The following is a 25,000-nucleotide window of genomic DNA, read 5'->3' as shown; positions in this document are numbered from 1 at the left end:
TTCAGGGGTGGAGCGCGACGCTGCGCTCGGGGGAGGTGGAGGTGTTCGACGGTGCGGGGGCTTCGGTGGGGCGGCCGGATGTCGCGAGCCGGGGTTCGCCCGCGAGGTACGTCTCGCGCACCTCGACGCCGGGCAGTTCGTGGGGGTCGATGCCGCGCGGGTCGCGCGCGAGCAGCACGAGGTCGGCGCCGGCACCGGGGACGATCCGTCCCCAGGGCGCGTCGGCCGAGTCGGCGAACGCCTGGTGCGCGACCGCGGCGGTGTAGGCGCCGAGCGCGGCCTCCATGGGCACGATCTCGTGCGGCGTCCATCCGCCGACGGGCTCGCCGGCGACCGTGCGGCGCGACGCCGCGATCGCGAGGCCGTCGCGGGGGTCGCCCGACGAGACCGGCCAGTCCGAGCCGAAGGCGAGCACGGCGCCCGTCGACGCCAGGGAGTGCATGCGGTACTGTCGGTCGGCGCGTTGCCGCCCGAGCCGCGGCACGGTCAGCACGGTCATGAGCGCGTCGAGCTGCGCCCACAGCGGCTGCATGTTCGCGATCACGCCGAGCTCGGCGAAGCGCGCGAGGTCGGCGTCGTCGACGAGCTGCGCGTGCGCGATCACGGGGCGCCGGTCGCGCGGTCCGTTGGCGTCGATCGCGCCGGCGATCGCGTCGAGCGCCTGGCGCACGGCCGCGTCGCCGATGGCGTGCACGTGCACCTGGAACCCCGCGGCATCCGCGGCACGCACCGCCTCGGCGAGGCGCTCGGCGCCCCACACCGACATGCCGTGCGAGTGCAGGCCCGAGCAGTACGGCTCGAGCAGGGCCCCGGTCTCGTTCTCGACGACGCCGTCGGCGAAGAACTTCACGGTGTTCGCGGTGAGCCACGGCGATCCGACTGCCGCGACGCGCTGCCGCGCGGCGATCATGCCGGGCAGCTGCGCGGCGAACCGGCGCGGGTCGGCGTAGAGCGCGAGGTTGAACCGCAACGGCAGGGCACCGGATGCCGCGGCAGCCAGGTACACGTCGACGTCGGCGGGCTCGACCCACGCGTCCTGCACCCAGGTCACGCCGCGCTCGAGGTAGTAGCGGCCCGCCCGTTCGAGCGCGCGGACGCCGGCCTCGATAGGCCGCGGCGGCATGACGGCGGCCACGAGGTCGACGGCGCCCCACTCGCGGAGCGTGCCGAGCGGCGTGCCGTCGGCCCGGCGCGGGATCTCGCCGAGCTCGGGGTCGGGCGTCGCCGCGTCGATGCCGGCGAGCTCCAGCGCCGCGGTGTTGACCCACACCGTGTGGTAGTCCCAGGCGCGGAGCATCACGGGCCGGTCGGCGACGGCCTCGTCGAGCCAGCGCGCGTCGAACAGGCCGCCCTCGGCGAGGCTGCCGTCGTACGAGGCGCCCGTGATCCACTCGAGCCCGGGGTGCGCCTCGGCGTACCGGCGCACCTCGGCGACGATCTCGGCGACGGAGCCGCACGCGCGCACGTCGGGGCCGTCGTCCTCGAGGCCGCCGAAGATCGGGTGCGCGTGGCCGTCGCCGAACGAGGGCATGAGGAAGCCGCCCTCGAGGTCGATCACCTCGTCGGCGCCGGCGTCCGTGAACTCGGCCTCGGCCGCGGCGCCGAGGGCCGCGACCCGTCCGTCCCGCACCAGCAGGGCGCGCTCGTCGTCGCCCGAGCCGGTCCACACCGTGCCACCGTGGAAGAACGTCGTCGTCACCGCACCTGGTCCTCGTCGTCGTGTCCGTGGAGCGTCGCGTCGCGACATCCGTATACGAACATTGTTCGTGTTTGCGTGCGGTCACGTTACACTGCCGATCACGGCGACGGAAGACCCCGGAGGACATTCGTGACTCGGCTCAAGCGCGAACAGCTCGTCAGCGCCGCGCTCGACCTCGTCGACGAGGAGGGCGGCGAGGCCCTCACGATGCGCGCGCTCGCGTCGCGCGTCGACCGCCAGGTCTCGTCGCTCTACAACCACGTCGGCAGCCGCGCCGAGCTCATCGAGGCCGTGCGCGCCCGCATCGTCGAGGGCATCGACGTCTCGGCGTTCGGCGAGCACCGATGGGATGTCGCGCTCGACGCGTGGGCCCGCTCGTACCTGACCGCCTTCGCGGCGCACCCGAACGTGATCCCGCTGCTGGCGACCACGCCGATCCGCGACCGTTCGACGCTCGAGATGTACGAGACCGTCGTCGGATCGCTGCTCGCGGGCGGCTGGCCCACCCGCGACGCCGTCGCCGTCATGCGCACCGTCGAGGCGCACGTGCTCGGCTCGGCGCTCGACATCGTCGCGCCGGGCGACCTGCTCGCGCACGCCTCGGTCCCCGCCGAGCTCGCCGCACTTCGGGCGGCGCTCGACCCCGAGCACGCCGACGCGTCGGGGGCCGAGCGCGCCTTCCGGCTGGGCCTCGACGCGCTCATGCACGGGCTGCGGGAACGGCACGCGGCGCTCCCCGCCGGGTGAGGCGCGCGCCCTCGATCACGAACCTGCAACACCACGCAGGAAAGCGGCGTCCGGCCGTACCGGCACGCAACGAACCGCCGTACACTCGGCGCATGGACAACCTCGACCGCGCCATCCTCGACCTGCTCCGGCAGAACTCGCGCGCCGGGTACGGCGACATCGGGTCGCAGGTCGGGCTGTCCGCGTCGGCGGTCAAGCGCCGCGTCGACAAGCTCGTCGCCGAGGGCGTCATCAGGGCCTTCACCATCCAGGTCGACCCGGCCGTCGACGGCATGAGCACCGAGGCGTACGTCGAGCTCTTCTGCCGCGGCACGGTCGCACCCGACGAGCTCCAGCGCATCCTGCAGGGCGTGCCCGAGATCGTCTACGCCGGCACCGTGACCGGCAGCGCCGACGCGATCGTGCACATGCGCGCGCGTGACATCACCTCGCTCGAGGACGCGCTCGAGCGCGTGCGCATCGCCCCGAACGTCGACCACACGCGCAGCGCGATCGTGCTCTCGCGGCTCGTCAACCGCAACCGCGACTGAGGCCGGGCGACCCCGCGATGCGCTTCACCGTCGAGGCCGGCTCCGCCACACCGCCGTCGGAGCAGGTGCGCATGCAGGTCGTCGACGCCGTGCGCGACGGTCGGCTTGCGGCCGGCGCGAAGCTGCCGACCGTCCGCGCCCTCGCCGAGCAGCTCGGGCTCGCCGTGAATACGGTTGCCAAGGCCTACAAGGAACTCGAGGCCGACGGCGTCGTCGAGGGGCGAGGCCGCAACGGCACCTTCGTGCGCGCCACGGGCGACCCGGTCGAGCAGGCGCTGCAGGCCGCGGCATCCGCCTTCGCCGAGACGGTCGGCCGGCTGGGCGTGGCGACGGATGCCGCGCTGGACGCGGCGGCACGGGCGCTCCGCTCGCGCTGACGTCAGCGGGTCGACCAGCGGGCCAGCGCGCGGGAAGTCACCCCGTCGTGCGCTCCCCCGGGTCTCGAGACGGCCGCGAGCGGCCTCCTCAACCCTCAGCGGTGTCAGCTCGCCGCGTCGACCGGAGTCGGCACCGCGGCCGGGATCGGCTCCTTCGGCAGCTTGCGCACCTTCTGGCGCCGACGCCGACGCTCGGGGATCATCGAGCGCATCTCCTCGAGCTTGCCGAAGCAGAGGAGGCGGTCCTCGCTCTCGAGCACGACGCCCTTGCGGGGGTTCGGGATGACCGTGGTGCCGCGGTGCAGCGTGAGCACCGTGATGTCGCGGTCCCACAGGCCCGACTCGCCGAGCGTCTTGCCGACGAGGTCGGCGTCGCCGTGCACGAGCAGCTCGGCCACGCCGTATCCGGTCGAGACGGTCAGGCGCTGGCGCACGTCGATCTCGGGGAACGCGACCTGGTTGGCGATGTAGTCGATGATGGCGCCCGCGACATCCAGGTTCGTCGCCGTCTCGATGCCCTGCAGGCCGGGCGACGAATTCACCTCCATGACGAGCGGGCCGTCGTTGCCCTCGAGCATGTCGACGCCGGCGACCTTGAGTCCCATGATCTGGGCCGAGCGCACGGCCGCCTGCTCGTACTCGGGCGTGAGCTCGACGCGCTCGACGGTGCCGCCGCGGTGCACGTTCGAGCGGAACTCGTCGCCGCTCGCGCTGCGACGCATCGCCGCGACCACGCGGTCGCCGACGACGAGCGCACGGATGTCGCGGCCGCGGCTCTCCTTCACGAACCGCTGGATCAGCACGTTCTGCTTCGTCGAGTGCAGCGTCTCGATGATGGCCTCGGCGACCTTCACCTCGGGGGCGAGGATGACGCCGATGCCCTGCGTGCCCTCGAGCAGCTTGATCACGACGGGAGCCCCGCCGACGCGTTCGATCGCGGGCCGCAGGTCGGCGCGGTTGCGCACGAACGTGGTCGCGGGCATGCCGATGTTGTGGCGCGACAGGATCTGCGTCGCGCGCAGCTTGTCGCGCGCGTTCGTGATGCCGTTCGCGGTGTTCGGCGTGTAGACGTCCATCTGCTCGAACTGCCGCACGACGGCGGTGCCGAAGTACGTGATCGAGTTGCCGATGCGCGGCAGGATCGCGTCGTAGTCCGACAGCTGCCGGCCGCGATACTGCAGGTCGGGTTCGGGACCGGAGAGGTCGATGCCGAAGCGGAGGGTGTTGAGGACCTTGACGTCGTGACCGCGCTGCTGCGCTGCAGCACGGAGACGCTGGGTCGAGTAGGCCTGGGGGGCGCGCGACAGGATCGCGAGTTTCATGCGGAAGTCCCTGCGAAGATGGTTCGGATGACAGAGCCCACCCATTCAAGCACCATCGCCGGATGGCGCGAATGGGTGCGCCTCCCCCAGGCCGAGGTCGACTGGATCAAGGCCAAGCTCGACACCGGTGCGCGCTCGTCGGCGCTGCACGCGTTCGACCTCGAGGAGTTCTCGCGCGACGGCGAGGGCTGGGTGCGCTTCGGAATCCACCCCTGGCAGGACACCGACGTCGACGCCGCGACCGTCGAGCTGCCGGTGCACGATCGTCGCGTCATCCGGAGCTCGACGGGGCACGAGGAGGAACGCCTTGTGGTCCTCATGGATCTCGTGCTGCTCGGCCGCGAGGTGACCGCCGAGGTCACGCTCACGAACCGCGACGCGATGGGCTTCCGCATGCTCGTGGGCCGCGAGGCGCTCCGCAACGGGTTCCTCGTCGACGCCGGCCGCTCGTTCGTCGGCGGGCGCGCGCCGCGCGCCATCCGGCGCCGCAACCGCGGGCGCGCCTAGCCCACCCTGCGGGTCGAGGAGCACGCGAAGTGCGCGTCTCGAGACCCCCTGTGCGGGTCGAGGAGGGCCGCAGGCCGGTCTCGAGACCCTAGCCGACCACTTGACGGCGGGCCTGCCGGCGAGTAGTGCAGGGGTGACACGACGCGCGTCTCAGTGACACGGGCGTCGGCAGGAGGAGCGTGCGGTGGTGCGTTTCGGCTATGGACTGCCCTGTGTGCACCCGGCCGGTGAGATGGTGGACCTGATCCGCGCGGCCGATCACCTCGGATTCGACTTCTGTCATCTTGCTGACGACCCGACGATGCTCGACCCGTGGGCTGTGCTCGCCGCCGCTGCCCGCGAGACCTCCACCATCAGGCTGGGCCTCAGCGCCACGCACGTGTACCTGCGTGAGCCCACCCTGATCGCACAGGCGCTCGCGACGATCGACCAGCTCTCCGGCGGACGTGCCCAGGCGGTGGTGAGCTTCGGTACTGCGCAGATGCTCGACGCCTATCACGTCGAGTGGCGAGGGGCCCGGCCGCTGGCGCGAGTCCGCGAAGCGATCGGAGTCATGCGGGCGTACCTCGACGACGGTGCGGTCGACCGGCAGGGCGAGTTCTTCCGCTACTCGGGGATCCAGACGGCGGTGCGCCCGGTCCAGGAGCACCTGCCGCTGTACGTGGGCGCGCTGGGTGGCCCGCGATCCTTCGAGCTGGCCGGTGAGGTCGCCGACGGAATCGAATGCGGCAGCAGTTCGCGTGCGAACTCGGCATACGTCGTCGAGCATGTCCGCAGGGGAGCCGAACGTGCCGGACGAGACCCGGAGAGGATACGGATCGGCGCGACCGTCATCGTCGCGGTCGGCGACGATGCGGCAGCGGCCAAGGAGGCGGCGCTGGGTGTGGCGGTGGCCTGGCTGCCGGCGCTCCCACCCAGCATGATCGTGCGACACGGACTGGCCGACGACCAGGTGGCGCCGGTCATGGCGGCGATCGACGAGGGCGACTTCGCCGAGGCGGTGCGCCGGGCGACGCCCCAGATCGGCGAGGCGCTCACGATCGCCGGAACCCCGGAGGAGTGCGCTGATCGGATCCGCTTCGACCTGCTGGACGCCGGGGTCGATCATGTGCTGCTGGCTCTCGTCGACCCGGCCGTGGCGGAGATGGCGACCGGCACACGGCCGAATGGACTGCCCGACGCCCGTGAGCAACTGCGACTCATCCACGACCGCCTCTTCCCCGCCTTCGCGGGGCGCTAGGCCACTTCCGCCTCCAGCCGCGCCACGTCCTCGGCCCGGCACAACTCGGTGGCCGGCAGCATCGCCGTCGCGCTGCCCGCCGCGACTGCGGTGCGGAAGGCCTCCGCGATCGGCCGGCCCTCGGCCAGCCGCAGCACGAGCCCCGCGAGGAACGCATCGCCCGCACCGACCGCGCTCGCGACCTCGACGCGCGGCGTCGGCAGCCGCAGCACCCCCTCCTCCGTCACCAGCACCGCGCCCGCGCCGCCGAGCGTCAGCGCGACGACCTCCGACCGCCCGCCGGCGACGATCGCCCGCGCGGCATCCACCTGCTCGTCGAGGCCGAGGTCGGCGTCAGCGCCGACCAGCCCGGCGAGCTCGTCACGACTCGGCTTGATGAGGAACACGCCCTCGTCGAGCGCCGCCGCGAGCGCCGGCCCCGAGGCGTCCACCACCACCCGGATGTCGTGCTCGTGCGCGATGCGCGCGAGCATCGCGTAGAAGTCGACGGGCACTCCCGGCGGCAGGCTGCCGCTCGCGACGAGGAACCCGCCGACGGGCAGGTGGTCGCCGACGACCGACAGGCACGCGCGCCACTCGGGCTCGCGCAGCGTCGGCCCCTGCAGCACGAACCGGTACTGGTCGCCGGTCGAGAGCTCGTCGACCGTGAAGCTCTCGCGTGTGCTGCCGGCGATCGTGATCACGCGCCCGATGATCCCGGCCCGCTCGAGGAACCCGCGATACGCCTGGCCCGTCGGCCCGCCGAGCGGGTAGATCGCGACCGAGTTGCCGCCGAGATTCCGGATGGCGCGACTCACGTTCACGCCGCCCCCGCCCGGGTCGAATCGGCTCGGCCCGCACCGCAGCTTGTGCTCGGGCTCGACCCGGTCGACGGTGCTCGACACGTCGAGCGCGGGGTTCATGGTCAGCGTGACGATCGGCGCGTGCACGGACATGGCACGAGCCTATGGGGACGGCCGCCCTGTGCACGCGAATCCCGGGTTGGGGCGGGTGGACCCGCACCAACCCGGGACTCGCGGAGAAGCCGTGAGCGTCGGGCGAGACGCCCTAGATGACGCCCTCGGAGATCGTCGTCGGGTTGCCGAAGCGGTGGTTGGTGATCGAGATCGCCTGCTCGTGCAGGAACGGCAGCAGCTCGACGCGGCCCGACGGGGTGACCGGGTGCGACCACACCGCGAGGTCGGGCGTGCCGTCCGTCGCCTCGGCGAGCGCCGCGGCCGAGCCGCCCACGAGGCGGACGCGACCGGTGATCTCGCCCTTTCGCGCGCGGTCGAGCCATCCGCCGTCGCCCTCGCGCACGACGCGGATCTCGCGCGTCGCGAGGATCGCACGGACGCCCTTGGGCAGCTCGTGCGCGGTCGACACGGTGAGCTTCGACTTCGCGAGCAGGCCGGCGGCGAGCACGCGGAGGCCGTCGGCGAGCGAGGCGTCCTCGCTCACGCGGATCGTGACGGGCAGCGGGAGGTAGCGGAACAGGTTGCGCTCGACGCCGAGGCCCGAGACATCCTTCACCGTGCCGTACTCCTCGGCCCACGCGACCTCGTCGGAGAGCGCCGAGCGGCGCAGCACCTCGAACGCGTCGTAGTCGAGCGACGACTGCGACGCCTCGATGAGCTCGGAGACGCGCTGCTCGAGGCCGCGCAGGTGCAGGGAGCGGCTCGGCTCGTCGTGCACCGGCTCCCAGTCGCCGAGGCCGAACAGGTAGTTCGGACCGCCGGCCTTGGCGCCCGCGCCGACCGACGAGCGCTTCCAGCCGCCGAACGGCTGGCGCTGCACGATCGCGCCCGTGATGCCGCGGTTGACGTAGAGGTTGCCGGCCTCGACGTTGGCGAGCCAGGTCGCGAGCTCGTCGGAGTCGAGCGAGTGCAGGCCCGCGGTCAGGCCGAAGTCGACCGCGTTCTGGAAGCGGATGGCCTCGTCGAGGTCCTTCGCGTGCATCACGCCGAGCACGGGGCCGAAGAACTCGGTGAGGTGGAAGTACGAGCCGGGCTTCACGTTCGCGCGGATGCCGGGCGACCACAGCCGGCCGGTGCCGTCGAGCTGGCGCGGCTCCACGAGCCACTCCTCGTCGGCGCCGAGCGTCGTGAGCGCGTGCAGCAGCTTGCCGTTCGCGGGCTCGACGATCGGGCCCATCTGGCTCGCCGGGTGCTCGGGCCAGCCGACGCGGAGGCTCGTCGCGGCATCCACCAGCTGGCGGCGGAACCGCTCGGACTGCGCGACCGAGCCGACGAGGATCACAAGCGACGCGGCCGAGCACTTCTGGCCGGCGTGGCCGAAGGCGCTCTTGACGACGTCGGATGCCGCGAGGTCGAGGTCGGCCGACGGCGTCACGATGATCGCGTTCTTGCCGCTGGTCTCGGCGAGCAGGGGCAGGTCGCGGCGGAACGATCGGAACAGCTCGGCCGTCTCGTACGCGCCGGTGAGGATGACGCGGTCGACCTTCTCATCGGAGACGAGCTTGGTGCCGAGGTCGCGCGAGCCGAGGTCGACGAGTGCGAGCAGGTCCTTCGGGATGCCCGCCTCCCACAGCGCCTCGACCATGACGGCGCCCGAGCGCTGCGAGAGCTTCGCGGGCTTGATGATCACGCCCGAGCCCGCGGCGAGCGCGGCGAGCACACCACCGGCCGGGATGGCGACCGGGAAGTTCCACGGCGGGGTCACGACGGTCAGCTTCGACGGGACGAACCGGGCGCCCTGCACGCGGTCGAGCTCGCGGGCGCGCTCGGCGTAGTAGTGCGCGAAGTCGATCGCCTCGCTGATCTCGGGGTCGGCCTCGGCGATCGTCTTGCCGGTCTCGGCGGCCATGACCTCGATGAGGCGGTCGCGGTTCGCGGCGAGCGCAAGGCCCGCACGGTGCAGCACGGCGGCTCGCTCGTCGCCCGAGCGGCGGCCCCACTCGGTGCCGTTGGCGACGACCGCGGCCATGAGCCGCTCGAGCTGGTCGGCGGTCTCGATGCGGTTCGCCTTCAGCGTGTCGACGCCGAGCGTCGAGGACGGCACCCGCTCGAGGATGCGGCGACCCCAATCGCGGTTCGCGGCGAGCGCCGGGTCGGTGTCGGGCTCGTTGCGGAAGCCCGGCGTGACGCCGGGGCCCGTGAGCGCGGATGCCTCGTCTGGCGCGACATCCATCAGCTCGCCGTCGAGCGCCGAGCCGCGCGTGATGCCGAGCACGACGCTCGTGAGCGAGCCCTCGTGCTGCTCGCCCGGCGCGGGTGCGGCGGGCACGGGCGCGCCGAGCTCGACCGCAGCCTGCTCGTCCCACTCCGTGCGGCGGTTCTGCGTGCGGTTCGGGCGCGGCGCCGCGACATCCGCCGCGGCCTCGACCTGCTCGGCCTGCTCGGCCTGGAGCGCGGCGAGCGAACGGAGGTAGCGATCGCGCTCGCGCTCGAACAGGCCGCGGTTCTCGTTCAGCTCGAACACGGCCGACATGAAGTTGTCCTGGCTCGCGTTCTCCTCGAGGCGGCGGATCAGGTACGCGATCGCGACGTCGAACTCCGACGGGTTCACGACCGGCGTGTACAGCAGCAGGCGGCCGACGTCGCCGCGGACCGCGGCGGCCTGGCCGGTCGCCATGCCGAGCAGCATCTCGAACTCGACGCCCTGCTCGACGCCGCGCTCCTTCGCGGTGAGGTACGCGTGGGCGACGTCGAAGAGGTTGTGGCCCGCGACGCCGAGCTTGACCGCGTCGATGCGCTCGGGCGTCATCGACCAGTGCAGCACGCGCTTGTAGTTGGTGTCGGAGTCCTGCTTGCGGTCGTAGGTCGCGAGCGGCCAGTCGTGGATGGCGGCGTCGACCTGCTCCATCGCGAGGTTCGCGCCCTTGACGACGCGCACCTTGATCGGCGCGCCGCCCGCCGCGCGGCGACGCAGCGCCCACTCGGTGAGGTCCTGCATCGCGCCGAGCGCGTCGGGCAGGTACGTCTGCAGCACGATCCCGGCCTCGAGACCCTGCAGCTGCCGCTGGTCGAGGAGGCGCTTGAAGACCGCGATGGTGAGGTCGAGGTCGCGGTACTCCTCCATGTCGAGGTTGATGAACTTGCCACCTGTGGGGGTTGAGGCACTCGAAACCCCGCCCTTCGCCGCAAGCTCGTACAGCGGCGTCAGCTTCGCGACGACCTTCTCGACGGCCTCGTCGAACGACCACATCGAGAGCTGGCTGACGACGCTCGACACCTTGATCGAGACGTAGTCGACGTCGTCGCGCGCGAGGAAGTCGTAGGTGCCCTTCAGGCGCCGGTCGGCCTCGTGCTCGCCGAGCACGGCCTCGCCGAGCAGGTTGAGGTTCAGGCGATTGCCCGACTCGCGCAGCTTCGCGATCGCGGGCCCGAGCTTCGCGGGCGTCGCATCGAGCACGAGGTGGCCCACCATCGCGCGCAGCACGCGACGGGCGATCGGGATGACGAGCCACGGGAAGCTCGGCGCCATCGCGCCGCCCAGCCGGATCGCGGCCTTCAGGTACGCGGGCAGGAACTTGGGCGTGAGCTTCGCGACCTCGGCGAGGTTGCGGCCGGCGACGCCCAGGTCTTCGGGACGCATCACGCCGTCGACGAAGCCGACGGTGAAGGCGAGGCCGTTCGGATCCTTCAGCACGCCCGCGAGGCGCTGGGCGGCGGGGTCGACCGGGTGGTTCGCGCTCTCGGCGAGCCAGCGCTCGACGAGCGCGACGACGTGGTCGGTGTCGGGGACGGCGTCCACGAGGAGCTTCGAAGTGGTCACGACGGCGGTGTCCTTTGGTCTCGTTGGGGCGCGCGAGGTGGTGCACGCCCGGCGCTTCCAGTGTGCGCCGAGGCATCCGTTCAGTACAGCGAATGAATCCGATGCATACTGTTCATGTTTCCCGAATGATCTGAACGGATGCCGGAGACCCGCCGATGCTCGACGTGCGCCGACTGCGCCTGCTGGTCGAGCTGAGCCAGCGGGGCACGCTCGCCGCGGTCGCCGAGGCGCTCTCGTACAGCCCGTCGTCGGTGTCGCAGCAGCTCAGCCAGCTCGAGAAGGAGGCCGGCGTGCCGCTGCTCGTGCAGGTCGGCCGGCGCGTGCAGCTCACGCCCCAGGCCGAGCTGCTCGTCGGGCACGCGCAGGCCGTGCTCGAGCGGCTCGAAGAGGCCGAAGCGGATGTCGCGCGCTCCCTCACCACGGTCGGCGGCACCGTGCGCATCGCCGTGTTCCAGTCCGCGGCGCACGCCGTCGTGCCGCAGGCGCTCAGCCTGCTCGCCGCCGAGCACCCCGACCTGCGCGTCGAGGTCACGGAGCGCGAGCCCGAGCTCGCGCTGTTCGACGTGGCCGCGCGCGACTTCGACCTCGTGATCGCCGAGCAGTACCCGGGCTACACGCGGCCGCTGCACCCCGAGCTCGACCGCGTGCCGCTCGCGCGCGACGCGATCCGGCTCGCCCTGCCCCCGTCCACCGCGGGTCGAGGAGGCGCGCAGCGCCGTCTCGAGACCCCGGGTCGTGGAGGCTCAGCCGGTCGAGGAGGCGCGCAGCGCCGTCTCGAGACCCCCCGTCCCGAGGACGCGCTCGCCGCGGCATCCGCTCGCCCCTGGGTGCTCGAGCCCGAGGGCACCGCGTCGCGCGAGTGGGCCGAGCAGCTGTGCCGCCAGGCGGGCTTCGAGCCCGACGTGCGCTTCGAGACGGCCGACCTCATGGCGCACATCCGCCTCATCCGGTCGGGCAACGCCGTCGGGCTGCTGCCCGACCTGGTGTGGGCTGGCGAGGCCACGACCGTGCGACTCGTCGCGCTTCCCGGCGACCCGGAGCGCGAGGTGTTCTCGTCGACCCGGCGCGCGGCGGCACGGCGCCCGGCGGTGGTCGCCGCGCGCGACGCGCTGGCCCGGGCGGCCGCGGGGAACGGACGGCCGGAGGCGGGCGCGCGGGGCGTGTCGTCCGCCGCGCCATCCTGAGCCCCGTCCGCCGCGTCCTCCGTCGTCCCGACCTGAACGGGGGCGTGACGCTTGCGCCGGGCCCGGTCTACGCTGCGACCATGACCAGGCTGCGAACGCTCGCCGTCGTCGGAGGCATCGCCGCCGCGCTCCTGTTCACCGGGTGCGCGGGCGAGGAGGGCGACGACGCCGGAGGCGACATCGACCCGACCGGCACGTGGGGCGACTCGACCGGGACGAACACGCCGTACCTCACGCTCGAGGAGGACGGCACGCTCACCGGGAGTGACGGCTGCAACCGGCTGAACGGCACGTGGTCGGTCGACGAGGCCGATCAGGTCGAGTTCGAGAACGTCGCGTCGACCAAGATGGCGTGCGAGGGCGTCGACGTCTGGCTGTCGGAACTCAGCGTGGCCGACGTGTCGGACGACACCATGACGGTGCTCGGCGCCGACGGCGCGGAGATCGGCCAGCTCGAGCGCGAGGGCTGAGTTCGGCGACGCTCGCCCGAGTCCCGCGTTCCCGCGGGTGCGCCCGCACGAAGGCGGGACTCGCGTCAGGGCGCGGCCGCCGGCAGACATGCCCCGCACCCGCGCGCGGCCGCCGGCAGCGCCCTACGTCGGCTGGTGCATCCACGGCGTGTAGCTCACGCCGACGAGCAGCCCCTCGGGGCTCATGAGGCGTGACGTGGTCTGGCCCCACGGTTCCTCGTGCGCCTCGACGAGGATCTCTAGCCCCTTCGCGCGGAGCTCCTCGACGGCGGGCGCGACCGCCTCGGGCGAGGCGACGTCGAACTCGATCCACGCCTGCGGCACCGGACGGTCGGCGGGCCACTCGGTCGTGCCGAACGTCGCCTCGGCGGCCTGGTCGAGGGGCCAGATCGCGAAGGCCTTGGCGCCCGCGACCTCCTCGGTGTGGAAGTAGCGCGGCGCGTTCTCGTGGAACGGGATGCCGAGGGCGCCCGCCCAGAAGTCGTGCGACGCGGAGTCGACCGTGCCGATCGGCCCGAACCCGGCGATGAAGGCGATGTCCATGCCCCCATTCGACCCCGCCCCGCCGACACGCGCCATCCCGCCGTCTGCGCGGCCGCCCCGCTCGCCCCTGCCCACACCCCGCGAATCCCGGGTTCCCGCGGGTGCACCCGCGCGAACACGGGACTCGCGTCGGGTGCGGCCGACGGCGGGCCTCCGGCGCGCGCGGCCGCCCCACGCCGATCACGTACGCTCGGGGGATGCCCACCGATGCGCACCCTGCCGCCGACCCCGCCGGATCCCCCGACCACGACGTCGTCATCGTCGGCGGCGGCCACAACGGACTCACCGCGGCCGCGTACCTCGCCCGCGCGGGGAAGCGCGTCCTGCTCCTCGAGCGCGACGACCACCTCGGGGGCGCGGCGGTCTCCGCGCAGGCGTTCGAGGGCGTCGACGCGCGCCTCAGCCGCTACTCGTACCTCGTGAGCCTGCTCCCCCAGCGCATCATCGACGACCTCGGCCTCGACGTTCGGCTGGTGCGCCGCCGCTTCTCGTCGTACACCCCCGATCCGCGCGACCCGAGCCGCGGGCTCCTCGTCGACGTCGAGGCGGATGCCGCGGCCGCCCGCGACGCGTTCGGGCGGGTCGGCGCGGCCGACGACGTCGACGCGTGGCAGTCCTTCTACGCCGACACCGCGCGCCTCGCGGACGCACTCTTCCCGACGCTCACCGAGCCGCTGCCCACCCGCGACGAGGCGCGCGCCCTCGTCGGCGACGATCGCGTCTGGGACGAGCTCGTCGAGCGACCGCTCGGCGACGCGATCGAGGCCCGCTTCCACGACGACCTCGTGCGCGGCGTCGTCGCGACCGACGGCCTGATCGGCACCTTCACCGACCTCGGCGACGAGTCGCTCGACGCGAACCGCTGCTTCCTCTACCACGTGATCGGCGGCGGCACGGGCGACTGGGACGTCCCGGTCGGCGGCATGGGCGCGGTGACGGGCGAGCTCGCGCGGGCCGCCCGCGAGGCGGGTGCGAGCCTGCGCACCGAGGCCGAGGTCGTCGCCATCGACCCCGAGTCGGGCGAGGTGCGTTGGCGCGAGGCCGGCAGCGAGCGGATGGCGCGCGCGCACGTCGTGCTCGCGAACGTCGCGCCGCACGTGCTCGAGCGGCTGGTCGCGACATCCGACACCGGCATCGCGTCCCCGGCCACCGCCGACGCGACCGACGCGCCCCGCGACGCCACGATCGCCCCGCGCGACGAGCCCCCGTTCTCGGCCGACGACGAGGTGCCGCTCACCGAGTACGCGCGCCGCCGCGTCGACCGCCTCGACGTGCCCGAGGGCGCCCAGGTGAAGGTGAACCTCCTGCTCACGCGCCTGCCGCGGCTGCTCGACGAGTCGGTGGCGCCCGAGCAGGCGTTCGCCGGCACGTTCCACATCAACGAGCTCGGCACCCAGCTCGCGGCCGCGTTCCAGCAGGCCGCCAGCGGCGAGCTGCCCGACCCGCTGCCCTGCGAGATCTACTGCCACACGCTCAGCGACCGGTCGATCCTCGGGCCGGAACTCGCCGACTCCCCCGCGCAGACCCTCACCGTCTTCGGCCTGCACGTGCCCGACCGTCTCGTCGACCGCTACGGCAACGACGAGCTGCGCGACCGCCTGCGCGACGCGGTGCTCGCCTCACTCGACTCGGTGCTCGCCGAACCCATCGCCGACGTCATCGCGACGGATGCCGCGGGCCGGCCGTGCATCGAGGTGAAGACCACGCGCGACCTCGAGGAGGCGCTCGCGATGCCCGGCGGCAACATCTTCCACGGCGCGCTGTCGTGGCCGTGGGCCGAGCCCGACGCGCCGCTCGCGACGCCGGCCGAGCGCTGGGGCGTCGCGACCGGAGACGCGCGCGTGCTGCTCTGCGGCTCCGGCGCCGTGCGCGGCGGCGCCGTGAGCGGCATCGGCGGCCACAACGCGGCGATGGCGGTGCTCGAGGGCGAGCTGCCGTAGAGGCCGGCACCGGATGGCGCGCAGCCCGCGCCCCTATTTCCGCACCCGCGCGCGCGGCTTCGGCGCCTTCGGAGGCAGCGCCGCGACCTCCTCGAACGCCTGGGCGACCCACTCGGCGATGCGCTCGGGCTCGACCGCCCACCCCGCGGGCGCCGACACGTAGCCGCCCATCGGGCGCTCGGCGGGACCGAACGGCCCCGCGCCATCCGTCGCCGCCAGCTCGGCCCGGCGGGACTCGTCGAGCACCCGCACGCCGATCCGGTCGCCGAAGAGGCCGGCGAACATGGTGCCGTTCACGAACGCCCCGAGGTTGCCGAACATCGGCTTGACCACGACGCGCGGGTCGTCGGGCACGACCGAGGCGAACAGCGCCTTCGCGTCATCCGACGGCTTCGGAACCTGCACGGCACCTCCCCGCTCCGCGCCGCCGATGGCGGAGGCGCATCAGAACACGAACATCTGCCCCAGCACGAGGATCGCGATCACGAACAGCGCGACGACCCCGCCGACGATCCCGAGCGCCCGCGCCGACATCTTCGCGACGCCGTAGCCGACCAGGACCGGCAGTGCGACGAGCAGCAGCGTGACGATCCACCAGAACGCCTGGTAGCCGCCGGTCGTCGCCTCCGAGAGCCGGCCGGCGAACAGTTGCTGCGTGCGCGGATTCGTGGCGAACGAGAACGCCGCGCTGAGCGGAACCGCGATCAGGGCGAGCACGATGATGCCCGCGAACCATCCCCACATCGTCTGGTGCCCCTCGGAGAAACGCAGCGGCTCCTCCTCGTGCGGCGCGTTGCCCGCACCCGAACGCGTGACCCTCGACTTCGAACCGGAGCTCCCCATGCGCGTCACTCTAGCCCTGCGATGCCGCCGCGGTTAGCCTGAGGTCAGGACGACACGCAGGGGGCGACGATGACCATGACTCGGGCGACCGGCCACTACGTTCGCAAGGACGACGGGCTCTACCTCCAGTTCGACCGGCTGTTCCATGCTCCCATCGAGGACGTCTGGTACTCCCTGACCAATCCCACCGCCATGCAGGCGTGGATCGGCACGTACACGGGCCTGCCCTCGACGGGCGGCGTGCGGTTCCGGATGTCGGGCGAGGACGCCGAGTGGCAGAACGCATCGATCCTCGAGTGCGACGCCCCGCACCGCTTCCATGCCGACGTCGGCGAGGGCGACGCCGCGGTGCGCGTGTTCTGCCACCTCCGCGAGGCGGGCGGCATGACCACGCTCACGCTCGGCCAGCGTCTGCAGTCGGGCACCGATGCGGCATCCGTGGGCCCGGGCTGGGACTACTACCTCGACCGGTTCGCCGCCGCACGCTCCGGGCGCGCGATGCCCGAGTGGTCCGACTACGACCCGGGGCTCGTCGACACGTACCGGCGCCTCCACGTGCCCGCACCCGCCACCGAGGTGGGCCGCTGAGGCTCGCGACCCTCGGACGGGAGGTGGGCCCCGGCGGCGATGCCGCCCATAGGATGGCGCCGTGAAGCCCATCGAGCGGCGTGCCCGCGACCTCCAGCACACCCGGGAGGCGGCCGCCGCGCCCGGCGGGATGATGGCGAACCGCCCGTTCGTGTGGGCGTTCATCGCCACGGCCGGCGTGCTCGTCGCGCTCGGCATCGCCGCGGCCCTGCTCAGCCTGTCGGGCGTCGTCTTCTCGGTGTTCGCGGCGATCTTCATCACGCTCGGCCTCGACCCGCTGGTCCGCTGGTTCGAGCGGCGCGGCATGAAGCGGGGATTCGCGATCCTGACCGTGATCATCCTGTTCGTGCTGGTGATCGCCGGCATGCTCTGGCTCGTGCTGCCGCTCGTGGTCCAGCAGTCCGTCGCGTTCGTCCAGTCGCTGCCCGACCTGTACGCGAACCTGCAGGACCAGCAGTGGTTCCAGGATGCGTCGTCGGGTTCCGGCGGCGTGCTGAGCAGCGTCTACGCATGGTTCGTCGGCTTCGTCAGCGACCCCAACACGTGGGCGACGATCGGCGGCGGCGCGCTCAACATCGGCGTGGCGATCCTCGGCGGCATCTCGACGGGCTTCTTCGTCTTCGTGCTGACGATCTACTTCACGGCCACGCTCGACGCGTCGAAGGCGGCCGTGTACACGCTCATCTCGGCGTCTCATCGCGATCGCGTGGTCGACTACGCCGAGCGCATCATGCAGAACGTGGGCCGCTACCTCAGCGGGATGGTCGTGCTCGCGTTCTTCAACGCGGTGTACAGCTTCATCCTGCTCACGCTCGTCGGCCAGCCGTTCGCGCTCGTCATCTCGGTCGCCGCGTTCTTCATCACGCTCATTCCGCTCATCGGAACGGTGCTGACGACGATCGTGATGACCGCGCTCACGCTCTTCGTGTCGCCGACGGCCGCCCTGATCGTGCTCATCGCGATGCTCGTCTACATGCAGGTCGAGGCGTACATCCTCACGCCGCGAGTGATGAGCAAGGCCGTGCAGGTGCCCGGCTCGATCGTGCTCATCGCCGCGCTCGCGGGCGGCACGCTCGCGGGCCTGCCGGGCGCACTCGTCGCGATCCCGGTCGCGGCCGGCATCCTCCTCCTCATCAAGGAGGTCGTCGTGCCGCTCAAGGCGCGGAGTTAGGCCCCGCGGGGGCAGTCCGCACCCCTGCTCGGATCAGACCGCCGCCAGGGCGGGCGTCTCGGCGGGCTCGGGCTCGATGACGATCCCGCGCACGGAATTGGCCGCCTGGGCGAGGTCCCTGAGCAGCTCGGGATCGAGGGTCTCGGACTGTTCGGAATCGAAGACGAACCGCAAGGGGATCGACGGGTCGAGCCAGAGCGTCGTGCGACCGCCGCCCGACCCCGCTGGAGCCACCCATGAGAGCGTGAACCGCTCGTTCCGCCGCAGCTTCGTCGTCACCACCATCTTGACGTGGGCCAGGAGCCGATCGGCCATCTCGATCGGCTCGCTGCCGTAGTACAGGGCACCCATCGACGCTCCTTCCATCGTTCGGCCGTCGAGCGGTCCTTCCGGGACTCGAGCGGCTCGTGAAGCGGTCAGACTACCACTATATCTCGCAAACTTAGATAAGTATCCTAGAAATCAGTCTGCCGAGATTTCTGCTAGGGTGACCGTGACCGCCGGTCCTGAAGGAGGCGGAGAAGCCATGGAATCGGGACGCTCGAATCGCTCGTCCCTCGCCGAGGCGCTGCTGCGCTACGTCAATGCGCGCACGGCCGCCCTCATCGAGGCGCGACGCGTTCTCCGGATCAACGAGCTCGATGCTCGCGCACTGCTCTTCATCGCGGAGCACCCCGGAACCCGCCCCGGGACCCTGTCCGACGTGCTCGGCATCACCTCCGCCGGCGTGACGACGCTGATCGACCGCCTGGTGGATCGCGGAGCCGTGCGCCGCGAGGTCGACCCGCAGGATCGACGCGTGAACCGCATCAGCGTCACGGTCGATCTCGCCGAGGCGCCGTGGTCGGCGCTCACCAGGTTCGACGACGCCTTCAACACCGCGGTCGATGCCGGCGACCCCGACGCCAACCATCGGCTCGCGATGGCGCTCGACACCTTCACCGACGCCGCCACCGAAGCGTCCGCGTAGCGCCCGAGGGCGGGTCAGGCGGAATCGACTCCGACGAATGCGATCGACTTCGCCTGCAGGAACGCGCACAGCGCCGACACGACCGCCAGCTCCGCCGCGAGATTGAGCAGGGACGGCGCATCCAGCACCACCGTCGACTCACGCGGCTCCATCGTGACCACCCAACGGGTGGATCCGCGCGCCTCCGGCTCCATCGTGATGACCGTCGTCGCGTTCACGAGGCGAACCGAGACCAGGCCCGTGTCGGCCCCGCCCGCGCCATCCTGCTGGATCACCTTCAGCTGGCCGGCGAACCGGTACCCGAGCTGCTCGAACTCGTCGAGCCACGCCTGAATCGTCTTCAGACTGCGGAACGGCATGACGACCCCCTTGCCTGGACCTGCCTTCGCGCACTGCCCAGTATTCCCCGAAACTCCGCTCCCGTCACCGAAGCACGTGGATCACGCCCAGACGGATGGCGCCTCGGCGCGCGTCGCGGGCAGCGCGACATCCGCTCCCCAGCGCTCGATCCAGGCCGGCAGCTCGTCGTCGACGGGCGGCGTCCCGAACGCCTCGATGAGCTCCGGGACCGGAACGGTGCCGCCGCCCTTGCGCAGGAACCGGGCGCGGATGAACCCCTGCGCGTAGATCTCGGGCATGCCGTCGGCGCCGGGCCGGACGAACCGCTGCTCGAGGTAGACCGCCTTCTCGTCGTAGCCGACCAGTCGCGACTCGATCGTGAACCGCTGCCAGAGCTGGAGCGACTTGCGGAAGGTGATGGTCTCGCTCACGACGACCGGGTACCACTCCCTCGCGCGCATGATGCCGAAGACGCCGTTGCGCACGAGCATGTCGAACCGCGCGACATCCATGATCGAGAAGTAGACGCCGTTGTTCATGTGCCGGTTGACGTCGAGGTCGGTCGGCAGCGTGATGAACCGGGTGCGCGCGACCTCGTAGTGGCCGAGCGAGGGCTTGGTGCGCGAGAGGAACAGCACGTGGAGGAGCGTGCGGAACAACATGTGCATGGTCCACGACACTATGCCCGATCCGTCGTGGAAGTCTCCACATTGGTGGTCGGGCACAGTGCGGTGACGGATGCCGCGGCGCAGCGTTGTGCGTAGCAGCGAACGATGCCGCGCAGGGCGCCGACGCTCGGCCCGCGCCCCGCTCAGGCCGCGGGCTCGCCCGTCGCGTTCCCCCGCGGCGGCACGTGCCGCTCGTCGGGCCCGTTGTAGACCGAGAGCGGCCGGATGAGCGCGTTCGACGCGAGCTGCTCCATCACGTGGGCGGTCCAGCCTGTGACGCGGCTCGCGACGAACAGCGGGGTGAACGTCGCGGTGTCGAAGCCCATGAGGTGGTACGTCGGTCCGGCCGGGTAGTCGAGATTCGGCATGATGTTCTTGCGCTCGGCCATGCCCTGCTCGAGGGCGGTGTACAGCTCGAGCAGGTCGGGGCGGTCGTAGTGCTCGACCATCCGCTCGAGCGCGTCGCGCATGGTGGGCACGCGCGAGTCGCCGTGCTTGTAGACGCGGTGGCCGAAGCCCATGATCTTGCGCTTCTCGGCGAGCGCGGCGTCGAGCCACGCGGTGGCGCGCTCGGCCGAGCCCTCGCCGGCGCCGATCTCGTCGAACGCGTGCATGACGGCCTCGTTGGCGCCGCCGTGCAGCGGCCCCTTGAGCGCGCCGATCGCGCCGACCACCGCCGAGTAGAGGTCGGAGAGGGTCGACGCGATGACGCGGGCCGTGAACGTCGACGCGTTGAAGGAGTGCTCGGCGTAGAGGATCATCGACGTGTCGAACGCGTTGACGACCTCGAGCTCGGGCGCCTCGCCGAACGCCTGCCAGAGGAAGTTGGCGGAGTAGCCGAGGTCGAGACGCGGCTCGACGAACTCGAGGTCGTGCCGGCGGCGCTGGTCGTAGGTGATGATCGAGGGCAGCTTCGCGAACAGCCGGATCGACTTCTCGAGGTTCGCCTCGCGGGAGTCGTCGGGCGTCGCGGGGTCGCTCGCCCCGATGACGCTGACGGCCGTGCGCACGACGTCCATGGGGTGCGCGGTGAGCGGCAGCTCGTCGACGATGCGCTTGGTGACGTGGTCGAGGCCGCGAAGGCTGCGCTCCAGCTCCTCGAACTCGGCCAGTTGCGTGTCGTCTGGCAGCTCGCCGTTCCAGAGCAGGTAGGCGACCTCCTCGAAGGTGACGGAGGCCGCGAGCTCCTGCACCGGGTAGCCGCGGTACAGCAACGAGTTCGTCTCGGGGTTGACCTTCGAGATCGCGGTGTAGTCGACCGGCACGCCCGCCAGGCCCTTGAAGATCTGCGGCTGGAAGGCCGGCTCCGGTGTGGTGCCCTGCGACGTCTGCTCGCTCATCGTGCTCCTCGTGGGATCGGAAGGCGCCCGCCACTGCGCGGCCGCCCCACCAGCCTACGGCGCGGGCGCGCCGCACGGCATGGGGTCAGAAGAGCCCGGTCGGGATCTCCACGCCGTTCAGCGCGCCCGGCGCCGCCGTGAACGTGAGCTGGCCGAGCTCGTCGGGTCCGAGCTCGGGCAGGCGCTGCGCGACATCCAGGAACCGCTCGATCTCGGCGGGTTCGAGCACCCACTCGGCGAGCGTGCGGAACTTCTGCACGTACTGCTCGCGGCCGAACGGCCGTGCGCCGAGGGGATGCGCGTCGGCGACGGCGATCTCCTCGACGATCTCGCTCCCGTCGGCCAGGCGGATGACGACCCGGCCGCCGAACGCCTTCTCGTCGATGTCGAGCGAGTGGTAGCGGCGCGTCCACTCCGGATCCTCGACGGTCGCGACCTTGCGCCAGAGCGCGACGGTGTCGGCGCGGTGCGCGCGCTCGGGGGCGTACGAGTCGGCGTGGTGCCAGGTGCCGTCCTGCAGCGCGACCGTGAAGATGTACGGGATGGAGTGATCGAGCGTCTCGCGCGAGGCATCCGGGTCGTACTTCTGCGGGTCGTTCGCGCCCGAGCCGATCACGTTGTGGGTGTGGTGCGACGTGTGGATGGTGATCGACTCGACGCGCTCGGGGTCGTCGAGGATCAGCGGATAGGCGTCGTGGAGCTTGCGGGCGAGGTCGATGAGCGCCTGCGCCTGGTACTCGGCCGAGTGCTCCTTGGTGTACGAGTCGAGGATGGCGCGCTTCGCCTCGCCGTCCTCGGGCAGCGGCACCTCGTAGTTCGCCTCGGGGCCGCCGAGGAGCCAGGCGATCACGCCGTCCTCGCCCTCGTAGATCGGGACGGGGCTCGTCTCGCCGCGCATCGCCCGGTCGACGGACTCGACGGCCATCTTGCCGGCGAACGCGGGCGCGTACGCCTTCCACGTCGAGATCTCGCCCTTGCGCGACTGCCGCGTCGCCGTGGTCGTGTGCAGCGCCTGCCCGATGGCCTGGAAGATCGTCTCGCGGTCGAGGCCGAGCAGCGTGCCGATGCCCGCCGCGGCCGACGGGCCGAGATGCGCGACGTGGTCGATCTTGTGCGCGTGCAGGGTGATCGCCTTGACGAGGTCGATCTGGATCTCGTACCCGGTCGCGATGCCGCGGACCAGCTCGCGCCCGCCCAGGCCGCGCACGGCGGCGAGGTGCTGCGCGACCGCGACGATCGGCGGGATGTTGTCGCCCGGGTGCGAGTAGTCCGCGGCGAGGAACGTGTCGTGGAAGTCGAGCTCGCGCACGGCGACCCCGTTGGCCCACGCGGCCCATTCGGGCGAGGTCCGCCGCGCGGCATCCGCACCGAACACCGTGGCACCGTCGCCCCCGATCGACACCGGGTGCGAGAGCGCCTGGCTGCGCGCCGCGACCACGGGCTTGCGCGCGAGCGACGCGGCGGCGACCGCGGCGTTGTCGATGACCCGGTTCACGACCATGTCGACGACGTCATCGTCGACCTCGACGGGGTCGGTGGCGACGCCGGCGAGCTGCCAGGCCAGCTGGCCCTCTCGCGCGAGGTTCTCGTCGCTCCGATGGGTACGCAGGTGGTGGCTCTTCACGTGGCCACGCTATCGAATGGGGTGTCGGATGTCGCGGAGCCCGCGTCGCGCGCACTCCCAGCCTCGTCGGCCATCGCGCGTGAGACCATTGAGGGGATGACTCACACCGACGCCGACTCGGTCGGCGGCCGCGCCGTGCGCGACATCCGCCTCGACTTCCCCGTCTTCGCCACGACCGGCGACGACCGCGCGACCGCGTACCTCGACTCCGCGGCGACCTCGCAGCGCCCGGCCGCCGTGCTCGACGCCGAACGCGACTACCTCGAGCACCACCTCGCCGCGGTGCACCGCGGGGCGAGCGCCGCGACCGGCGAGTCGACCACGCTGTTCGAGGACGCCCGCGCCGACGTCGCGCGCTTCGTGGGCGCCGGCGAGCGCGAGGTCGTCTGGGCGCAGAACGCGACCGACGCACTGAACATGGTCGCACTCGGCATCGCCGACGCGAGCGCGGGCATCGGCGGCGCAGAGGCCGCGCGGTTCGCGCTGCAGCCCGGCGACGAGATCGTGCTGACCGAAGCCGAGCACCACGCGAACCTGCTCCCGTGGCAGCGCGTCGCGCAGCGCACGGGCGCCCGCATCGTTCCCGTGCGCGTCGACGAGCACGGCCGCTGGTCGATCGACGACCTCGCCGCGGTGCTCTCCGAGCGCACGCGCGTCGTCGCGTTCGCCGAGGTCTCGAACGTGACCGGCCAGATCGCGCCCGTCGCAGAGATCGCCGAGCTCGCACACCGGCACGGCGCGCTCGTCGTGCTCGACGCGTGCCAGTCGGTGCCGCACCGCCCGGTGGGCTTCGCCGCGTACGACGTCGACTTCGCCGCCTTCTCGGCCCACAAGATGCTGGGGCCGAACGGCATCGGCGTGCTCTACGGGCGCGAAGCGCTGCTCGACGCCCTGCCGCCGGCCCGCACGGGTGGTTCGACGATCACCAAGGTCACGCTCGACGAGGCGCACTTCCTGCCGGCGCCGCACCGCTTCGAGGCGGGCACGCAGGCGGTGTCGCAGGCGATCGGGCTCGCCGCCGCCGTGCGGTACCTCGAGGGCATCGGCATGGATGCGGTCGCCGCGCACGAGGAGTCGTTCGCCGAGCGCGTCGTCGAGGGCGTGGCCGCGCTTCCCGGCGTCCGGATCGTCGGCCCCCAGCCCGGCGAGCGCCGCGCGGGTCTCGTGAGCGTCTCGGTCGACGGGGTGCACGCCCACGACGTGGGCCAGTTCCTCGACGACGCCGGCATCGTCGTGCGCGTCGGCCACCACTGCGCGCAGCCGCTGCACCGCGCGCTCGGCATCACGGCGACCACGCGAGCGAGCGCGCACGTCTACACGACCGCCGAGGAGGCCGACCGGTTCGTCGCCGCGCTCGGCGAGGTGCGCCGATTCTTCGGACTCGCGAGGGAGGCGTCCTGATGGCCGGACTCGAGGGCCTCTACCAGCAGATCATCCTCGACCACTCGAAGGAGCGGCACGGCGATCACCTCCTCGAGGGCGCCGACGGCGAGCACCACGAGTACAACCCGACGTGCGGCGACGAGATCACGGTGCGCGTGAAGCTCGATCCCACCCACGAGCGCATCGACGAGGTCGCCTGGCAGGGCGACGGATGCAGCATCTCGATGGCCTCCGCGTCGGTGCTCACCGACCTCGTGCAGGGGCGCCCGATCGACGAGGCGCTCGCGACCGCCGACGCGTTTCGCACCATGCTGCGCTCGAAGGGCGAGGGCGAGCCCGACGAGGACGTGCTCGGCGACGCGATCGCGTTCCACGGCGTCGCGAAGTACGTCATGCGCATCAAGTGCGCGATGCTCTCGTGGGTCGCTCTCGAGGCGGCGGTCAAGACCGCGCGCTGATACGCGCTGCGGTTGAGGAGCCGCGCAGCGGCGTCTCGAAACCCGGCCCGTGAGGGTTGAGGAGGCGCGCCAGCGCCGTCTCGAAACCCGGCAGGTATGCGACGCGTGAGGGTTGAGGAGGCGCGCCAGCACCGTCTCGAAACCCGGCAGGCGTGCGACGCGTGAGGGTTGAGGAGGCGCGCCAGCACCGTCTCGAAACCCGGCAGGTATGCGACGCGTGAGGGTTGAGGAGGCGCGCCAGCACCGTCTCGAAACCCGACAGGCATGCGACGCGTGAGGGTTGAGGAGGCGCGCCAGCACCGTCTCGAAACCCGACAGGCATGCGACGCGTGAGGGTTGAG

At 72.0% G+C, this 25,000-nt stretch carries 25 protein-coding genes; 13 read left to right on the top strand and 12 right to left on the bottom strand.

The window, feature by feature from the left end; genetic code table 11:
* Position 1: 1 nt before the first annotated feature.
* On the bottom strand, positions 2-1,699 hold the full coding sequence (locus tag AC3RKB_RS06690; protein WP_491435269.1) for an amidohydrolase: 1,698 nt from the start codon (positions 1,697-1,699) through the stop codon (positions 2-4).
* A gap of 129 nt (positions 1,700-1,828) precedes the next feature.
* Here AC3RKB_RS06690 and AC3RKB_RS06685 point away from each other — a divergent pair, with 129 nt between their 5' ends.
* The 3 genes from AC3RKB_RS06685 (at position 1,829) to AC3RKB_RS06675 (ending at position 3,353) form a co-directional block, all read left to right on the top strand.
* The gene (locus AC3RKB_RS06685) at positions 1,829-2,446 is read left to right on the top strand and encodes a TetR/AcrR family transcriptional regulator C-terminal domain-containing protein (RefSeq protein WP_491435268.1); all 618 of its coding nucleotides are present in this window, start codon (positions 1,829-1,831) and stop codon (positions 2,444-2,446) included.
* Positions 2,447-2,538: 92 nt separating this feature from the next.
* Complete coding sequence (locus AC3RKB_RS06680; protein WP_491435267.1) at positions 2,539-2,976, top strand: Lrp/AsnC family transcriptional regulator; 438 nt, start codon at positions 2,539-2,541, stop codon at positions 2,974-2,976.
* Positions 2,977-2,993: 17 nt separating this feature from the next.
* Positions 2,994-3,353: a GntR family transcriptional regulator gene (locus AC3RKB_RS06675; RefSeq protein WP_491435265.1), complete on the top strand. Its 360-nt coding sequence runs from the start codon at positions 2,994-2,996 to the stop codon at positions 3,351-3,353.
* A gap of 104 nt (positions 3,354-3,457) precedes the next feature.
* Here AC3RKB_RS06675 and AC3RKB_RS06670 read toward each other — a convergent pair whose 3' ends face one another.
* Positions 3,458-4,675 (bottom strand): RimK family alpha-L-glutamate ligase, encoded by a 1,218-nt coding sequence (locus tag AC3RKB_RS06670; RefSeq protein ID WP_491435263.1) that lies wholly within the window; start codon positions 4,673-4,675, stop codon positions 3,458-3,460.
* Positions 4,676-4,702: 27 nt separating this feature from the next.
* Between AC3RKB_RS06670 and AC3RKB_RS06665 the strand changes: the two genes are divergently transcribed.
* Both AC3RKB_RS06665 and AC3RKB_RS06660 read left to right on the top strand, forming a co-directional pair.
* On the top strand, positions 4,703-5,182 hold the full coding sequence (locus tag AC3RKB_RS06665) for an ATP-dependent zinc protease family protein (protein WP_491435262.1): 480 nt from the start codon (positions 4,703-4,705) through the stop codon (positions 5,180-5,182).
* Between the two features lie 184 nt (positions 5,183-5,366).
* On the top strand, positions 5,367-6,422 hold the full coding sequence (locus AC3RKB_RS06660; RefSeq protein WP_491435260.1) for an LLM class flavin-dependent oxidoreductase: 1,056 nt from the start codon (positions 5,367-5,369) through the stop codon (positions 6,420-6,422).
* Here AC3RKB_RS06660 and AC3RKB_RS06655 read toward each other — a convergent pair.
* Both AC3RKB_RS06655 and AC3RKB_RS06650 read right to left on the bottom strand, forming a co-directional pair.
* A complete protein-coding gene (locus AC3RKB_RS06655; RefSeq protein WP_491435258.1) occupies positions 6,419-7,357 on the bottom strand; it encodes a 1-phosphofructokinase family hexose kinase in 939 nt (312 codons plus the stop codon). The genes AC3RKB_RS06660 and AC3RKB_RS06655 overlap by 4 nt on opposite strands.
* 112 nt (positions 7,358-7,469) lie before the next feature.
* Positions 7,470-11,138 (bottom strand): proline dehydrogenase family protein, encoded by a 3,669-nt coding sequence (locus tag AC3RKB_RS06650; RefSeq protein ID WP_491435256.1) that lies wholly within the window; start codon positions 11,136-11,138, stop codon positions 7,470-7,472.
* A gap of 155 nt (positions 11,139-11,293) precedes the next feature.
* Between AC3RKB_RS06650 and AC3RKB_RS06645 the strand changes: the two genes are divergently transcribed.
* The gene (locus AC3RKB_RS06645; protein ID WP_491435255.1) at positions 11,294-12,322 is read left to right on the top strand and encodes a LysR family transcriptional regulator; all 1,029 of its coding nucleotides are present in this window, start codon (positions 11,294-11,296) and stop codon (positions 12,320-12,322) included.
* Between the two features lie 80 nt (positions 12,323-12,402).
* Complete coding sequence (locus AC3RKB_RS06640) at positions 12,403-12,792, top strand: META domain-containing protein (RefSeq protein ID WP_491435254.1); 390 nt, start codon at positions 12,403-12,405, stop codon at positions 12,790-12,792.
* Between the two features lie 123 nt (positions 12,793-12,915).
* On the opposite strand, the gene AC3RKB_RS06635 is transcribed toward AC3RKB_RS06640, so the two are convergent.
* Positions 12,916-13,335: a VOC family protein gene (locus tag AC3RKB_RS06635; RefSeq protein WP_491435253.1), complete on the bottom strand. Its 420-nt coding sequence runs from the start codon at positions 13,333-13,335 to the stop codon at positions 12,916-12,918.
* A 197-nt stretch (positions 13,336-13,532) separates the two neighbouring features.
* On the opposite strand from AC3RKB_RS06635, the gene AC3RKB_RS06630 reads away from it, so the two are divergent.
* Positions 13,533-15,275, top strand: a complete 1,743-nt coding sequence (locus AC3RKB_RS06630) for a phytoene desaturase family protein (protein WP_491435251.1) — start codon at positions 13,533-13,535, stop codon at positions 15,273-15,275.
* Positions 15,276-15,308: 33 nt separating this feature from the next.
* On the opposite strand, the gene AC3RKB_RS06625 is transcribed toward AC3RKB_RS06630, so the two are convergent.
* Both AC3RKB_RS06625 and AC3RKB_RS06620 read right to left on the bottom strand, forming a co-directional pair.
* Positions 15,309-15,680: a TfoX/Sxy family protein gene (locus tag AC3RKB_RS06625; RefSeq protein ID WP_491435250.1), complete on the bottom strand. Its 372-nt coding sequence runs from the start codon at positions 15,678-15,680 to the stop codon at positions 15,309-15,311.
* A 39-nt stretch (positions 15,681-15,719) separates the two neighbouring features.
* A complete protein-coding gene (locus AC3RKB_RS06620; RefSeq protein WP_491435249.1) occupies positions 15,720-16,118 on the bottom strand; it encodes a hypothetical protein in 399 nt (132 codons plus the stop codon).
* 69 nt (positions 16,119-16,187) lie between these two features.
* Between AC3RKB_RS06620 and AC3RKB_RS06615 the strand changes: the two genes are divergently transcribed.
* Both AC3RKB_RS06615 and AC3RKB_RS06610 read left to right on the top strand, forming a co-directional pair.
* Positions 16,188-16,706, top strand: coding sequence for an SRPBCC domain-containing protein (locus AC3RKB_RS06615; protein ID WP_491435248.1), 519 nt, complete (start codon positions 16,188-16,190; stop codon positions 16,704-16,706).
* Between the two features lie 61 nt (positions 16,707-16,767).
* Positions 16,768-17,877 (top strand): AI-2E family transporter, encoded by a 1,110-nt coding sequence (locus AC3RKB_RS06610; RefSeq protein ID WP_491435246.1) that lies wholly within the window; start codon positions 16,768-16,770, stop codon positions 17,875-17,877.
* Between the two features lie 33 nt (positions 17,878-17,910).
* Here AC3RKB_RS06610 and AC3RKB_RS06605 read toward each other — a convergent pair whose 3' ends face one another.
* Positions 17,911-18,228, bottom strand: a complete 318-nt coding sequence (locus tag AC3RKB_RS06605; RefSeq protein WP_491435245.1) for a DUF7882 family protein — start codon at positions 18,226-18,228, stop codon at positions 17,911-17,913.
* 175 nt (positions 18,229-18,403) lie between these two features.
* Here AC3RKB_RS06605 and AC3RKB_RS06600 point away from each other — a divergent pair, with 175 nt between their 5' ends.
* Positions 18,404-18,847, top strand: a complete 444-nt coding sequence (locus AC3RKB_RS06600) for a MarR family winged helix-turn-helix transcriptional regulator (protein ID WP_491435244.1) — start codon at positions 18,404-18,406, stop codon at positions 18,845-18,847.
* Between the two features lie 14 nt (positions 18,848-18,861).
* On the opposite strand, the gene AC3RKB_RS06595 is transcribed toward AC3RKB_RS06600, so the two are convergent.
* From AC3RKB_RS06595 to AC3RKB_RS06580, 4 genes are all read right to left on the bottom strand, one after another.
* Positions 18,862-19,206: a hypothetical protein gene (locus tag AC3RKB_RS06595; RefSeq protein WP_491435242.1), complete on the bottom strand. Its 345-nt coding sequence runs from the start codon at positions 19,204-19,206 to the stop codon at positions 18,862-18,864.
* An 81-nt stretch (positions 19,207-19,287) separates the two neighbouring features.
* The gene (locus tag AC3RKB_RS06590; protein WP_491435241.1) at positions 19,288-19,854 is read right to left on the bottom strand and encodes an acyl-CoA thioesterase; all 567 of its coding nucleotides are present in this window, start codon (positions 19,852-19,854) and stop codon (positions 19,288-19,290) included.
* Between the two features lie 143 nt (positions 19,855-19,997).
* Positions 19,998-21,194, bottom strand: coding sequence for a bifunctional 2-methylcitrate synthase/citrate synthase (locus tag AC3RKB_RS06585; RefSeq protein WP_491435240.1), 1,197 nt, complete (start codon positions 21,192-21,194; stop codon positions 19,998-20,000).
* Positions 21,195-21,279: 85 nt separating this feature from the next.
* The gene (locus tag AC3RKB_RS06580; RefSeq protein WP_491435239.1) at positions 21,280-22,818 is read right to left on the bottom strand and encodes an MmgE/PrpD family protein; all 1,539 of its coding nucleotides are present in this window, start codon (positions 22,816-22,818) and stop codon (positions 21,280-21,282) included.
* 96 nt (positions 22,819-22,914) lie between these two features.
* Between AC3RKB_RS06580 and AC3RKB_RS06575 the strand changes: the two genes are divergently transcribed.
* Together AC3RKB_RS06575 and sufU are read left to right on the top strand one after the other, a co-directional pair.
* Positions 22,915-24,219: an aminotransferase class V-fold PLP-dependent enzyme gene (locus AC3RKB_RS06575; protein WP_491435237.1), complete on the top strand. Its 1,305-nt coding sequence runs from the start codon at positions 22,915-22,917 to the stop codon at positions 24,217-24,219.
* A complete protein-coding gene (gene sufU / locus AC3RKB_RS06570; RefSeq protein ID WP_491435236.1) occupies positions 24,219-24,659 on the top strand; it encodes a Fe-S cluster assembly sulfur transfer protein SufU in 441 nt (146 codons plus the stop codon). Before AC3RKB_RS06575 ends, sufU begins: the two co-directional genes overlap by 1 nt.
* The last annotated feature ends 341 nt before the right edge of the window (positions 24,660-25,000 follow it).

The sequence above is a fragment of the Agromyces capsici genome, from assembly GCF_058349965.1.
The sequence above is the reverse complement of the archived record's forward strand: the minus strand, read 5'-3'. Positions and strand labels throughout refer to the sequence as shown.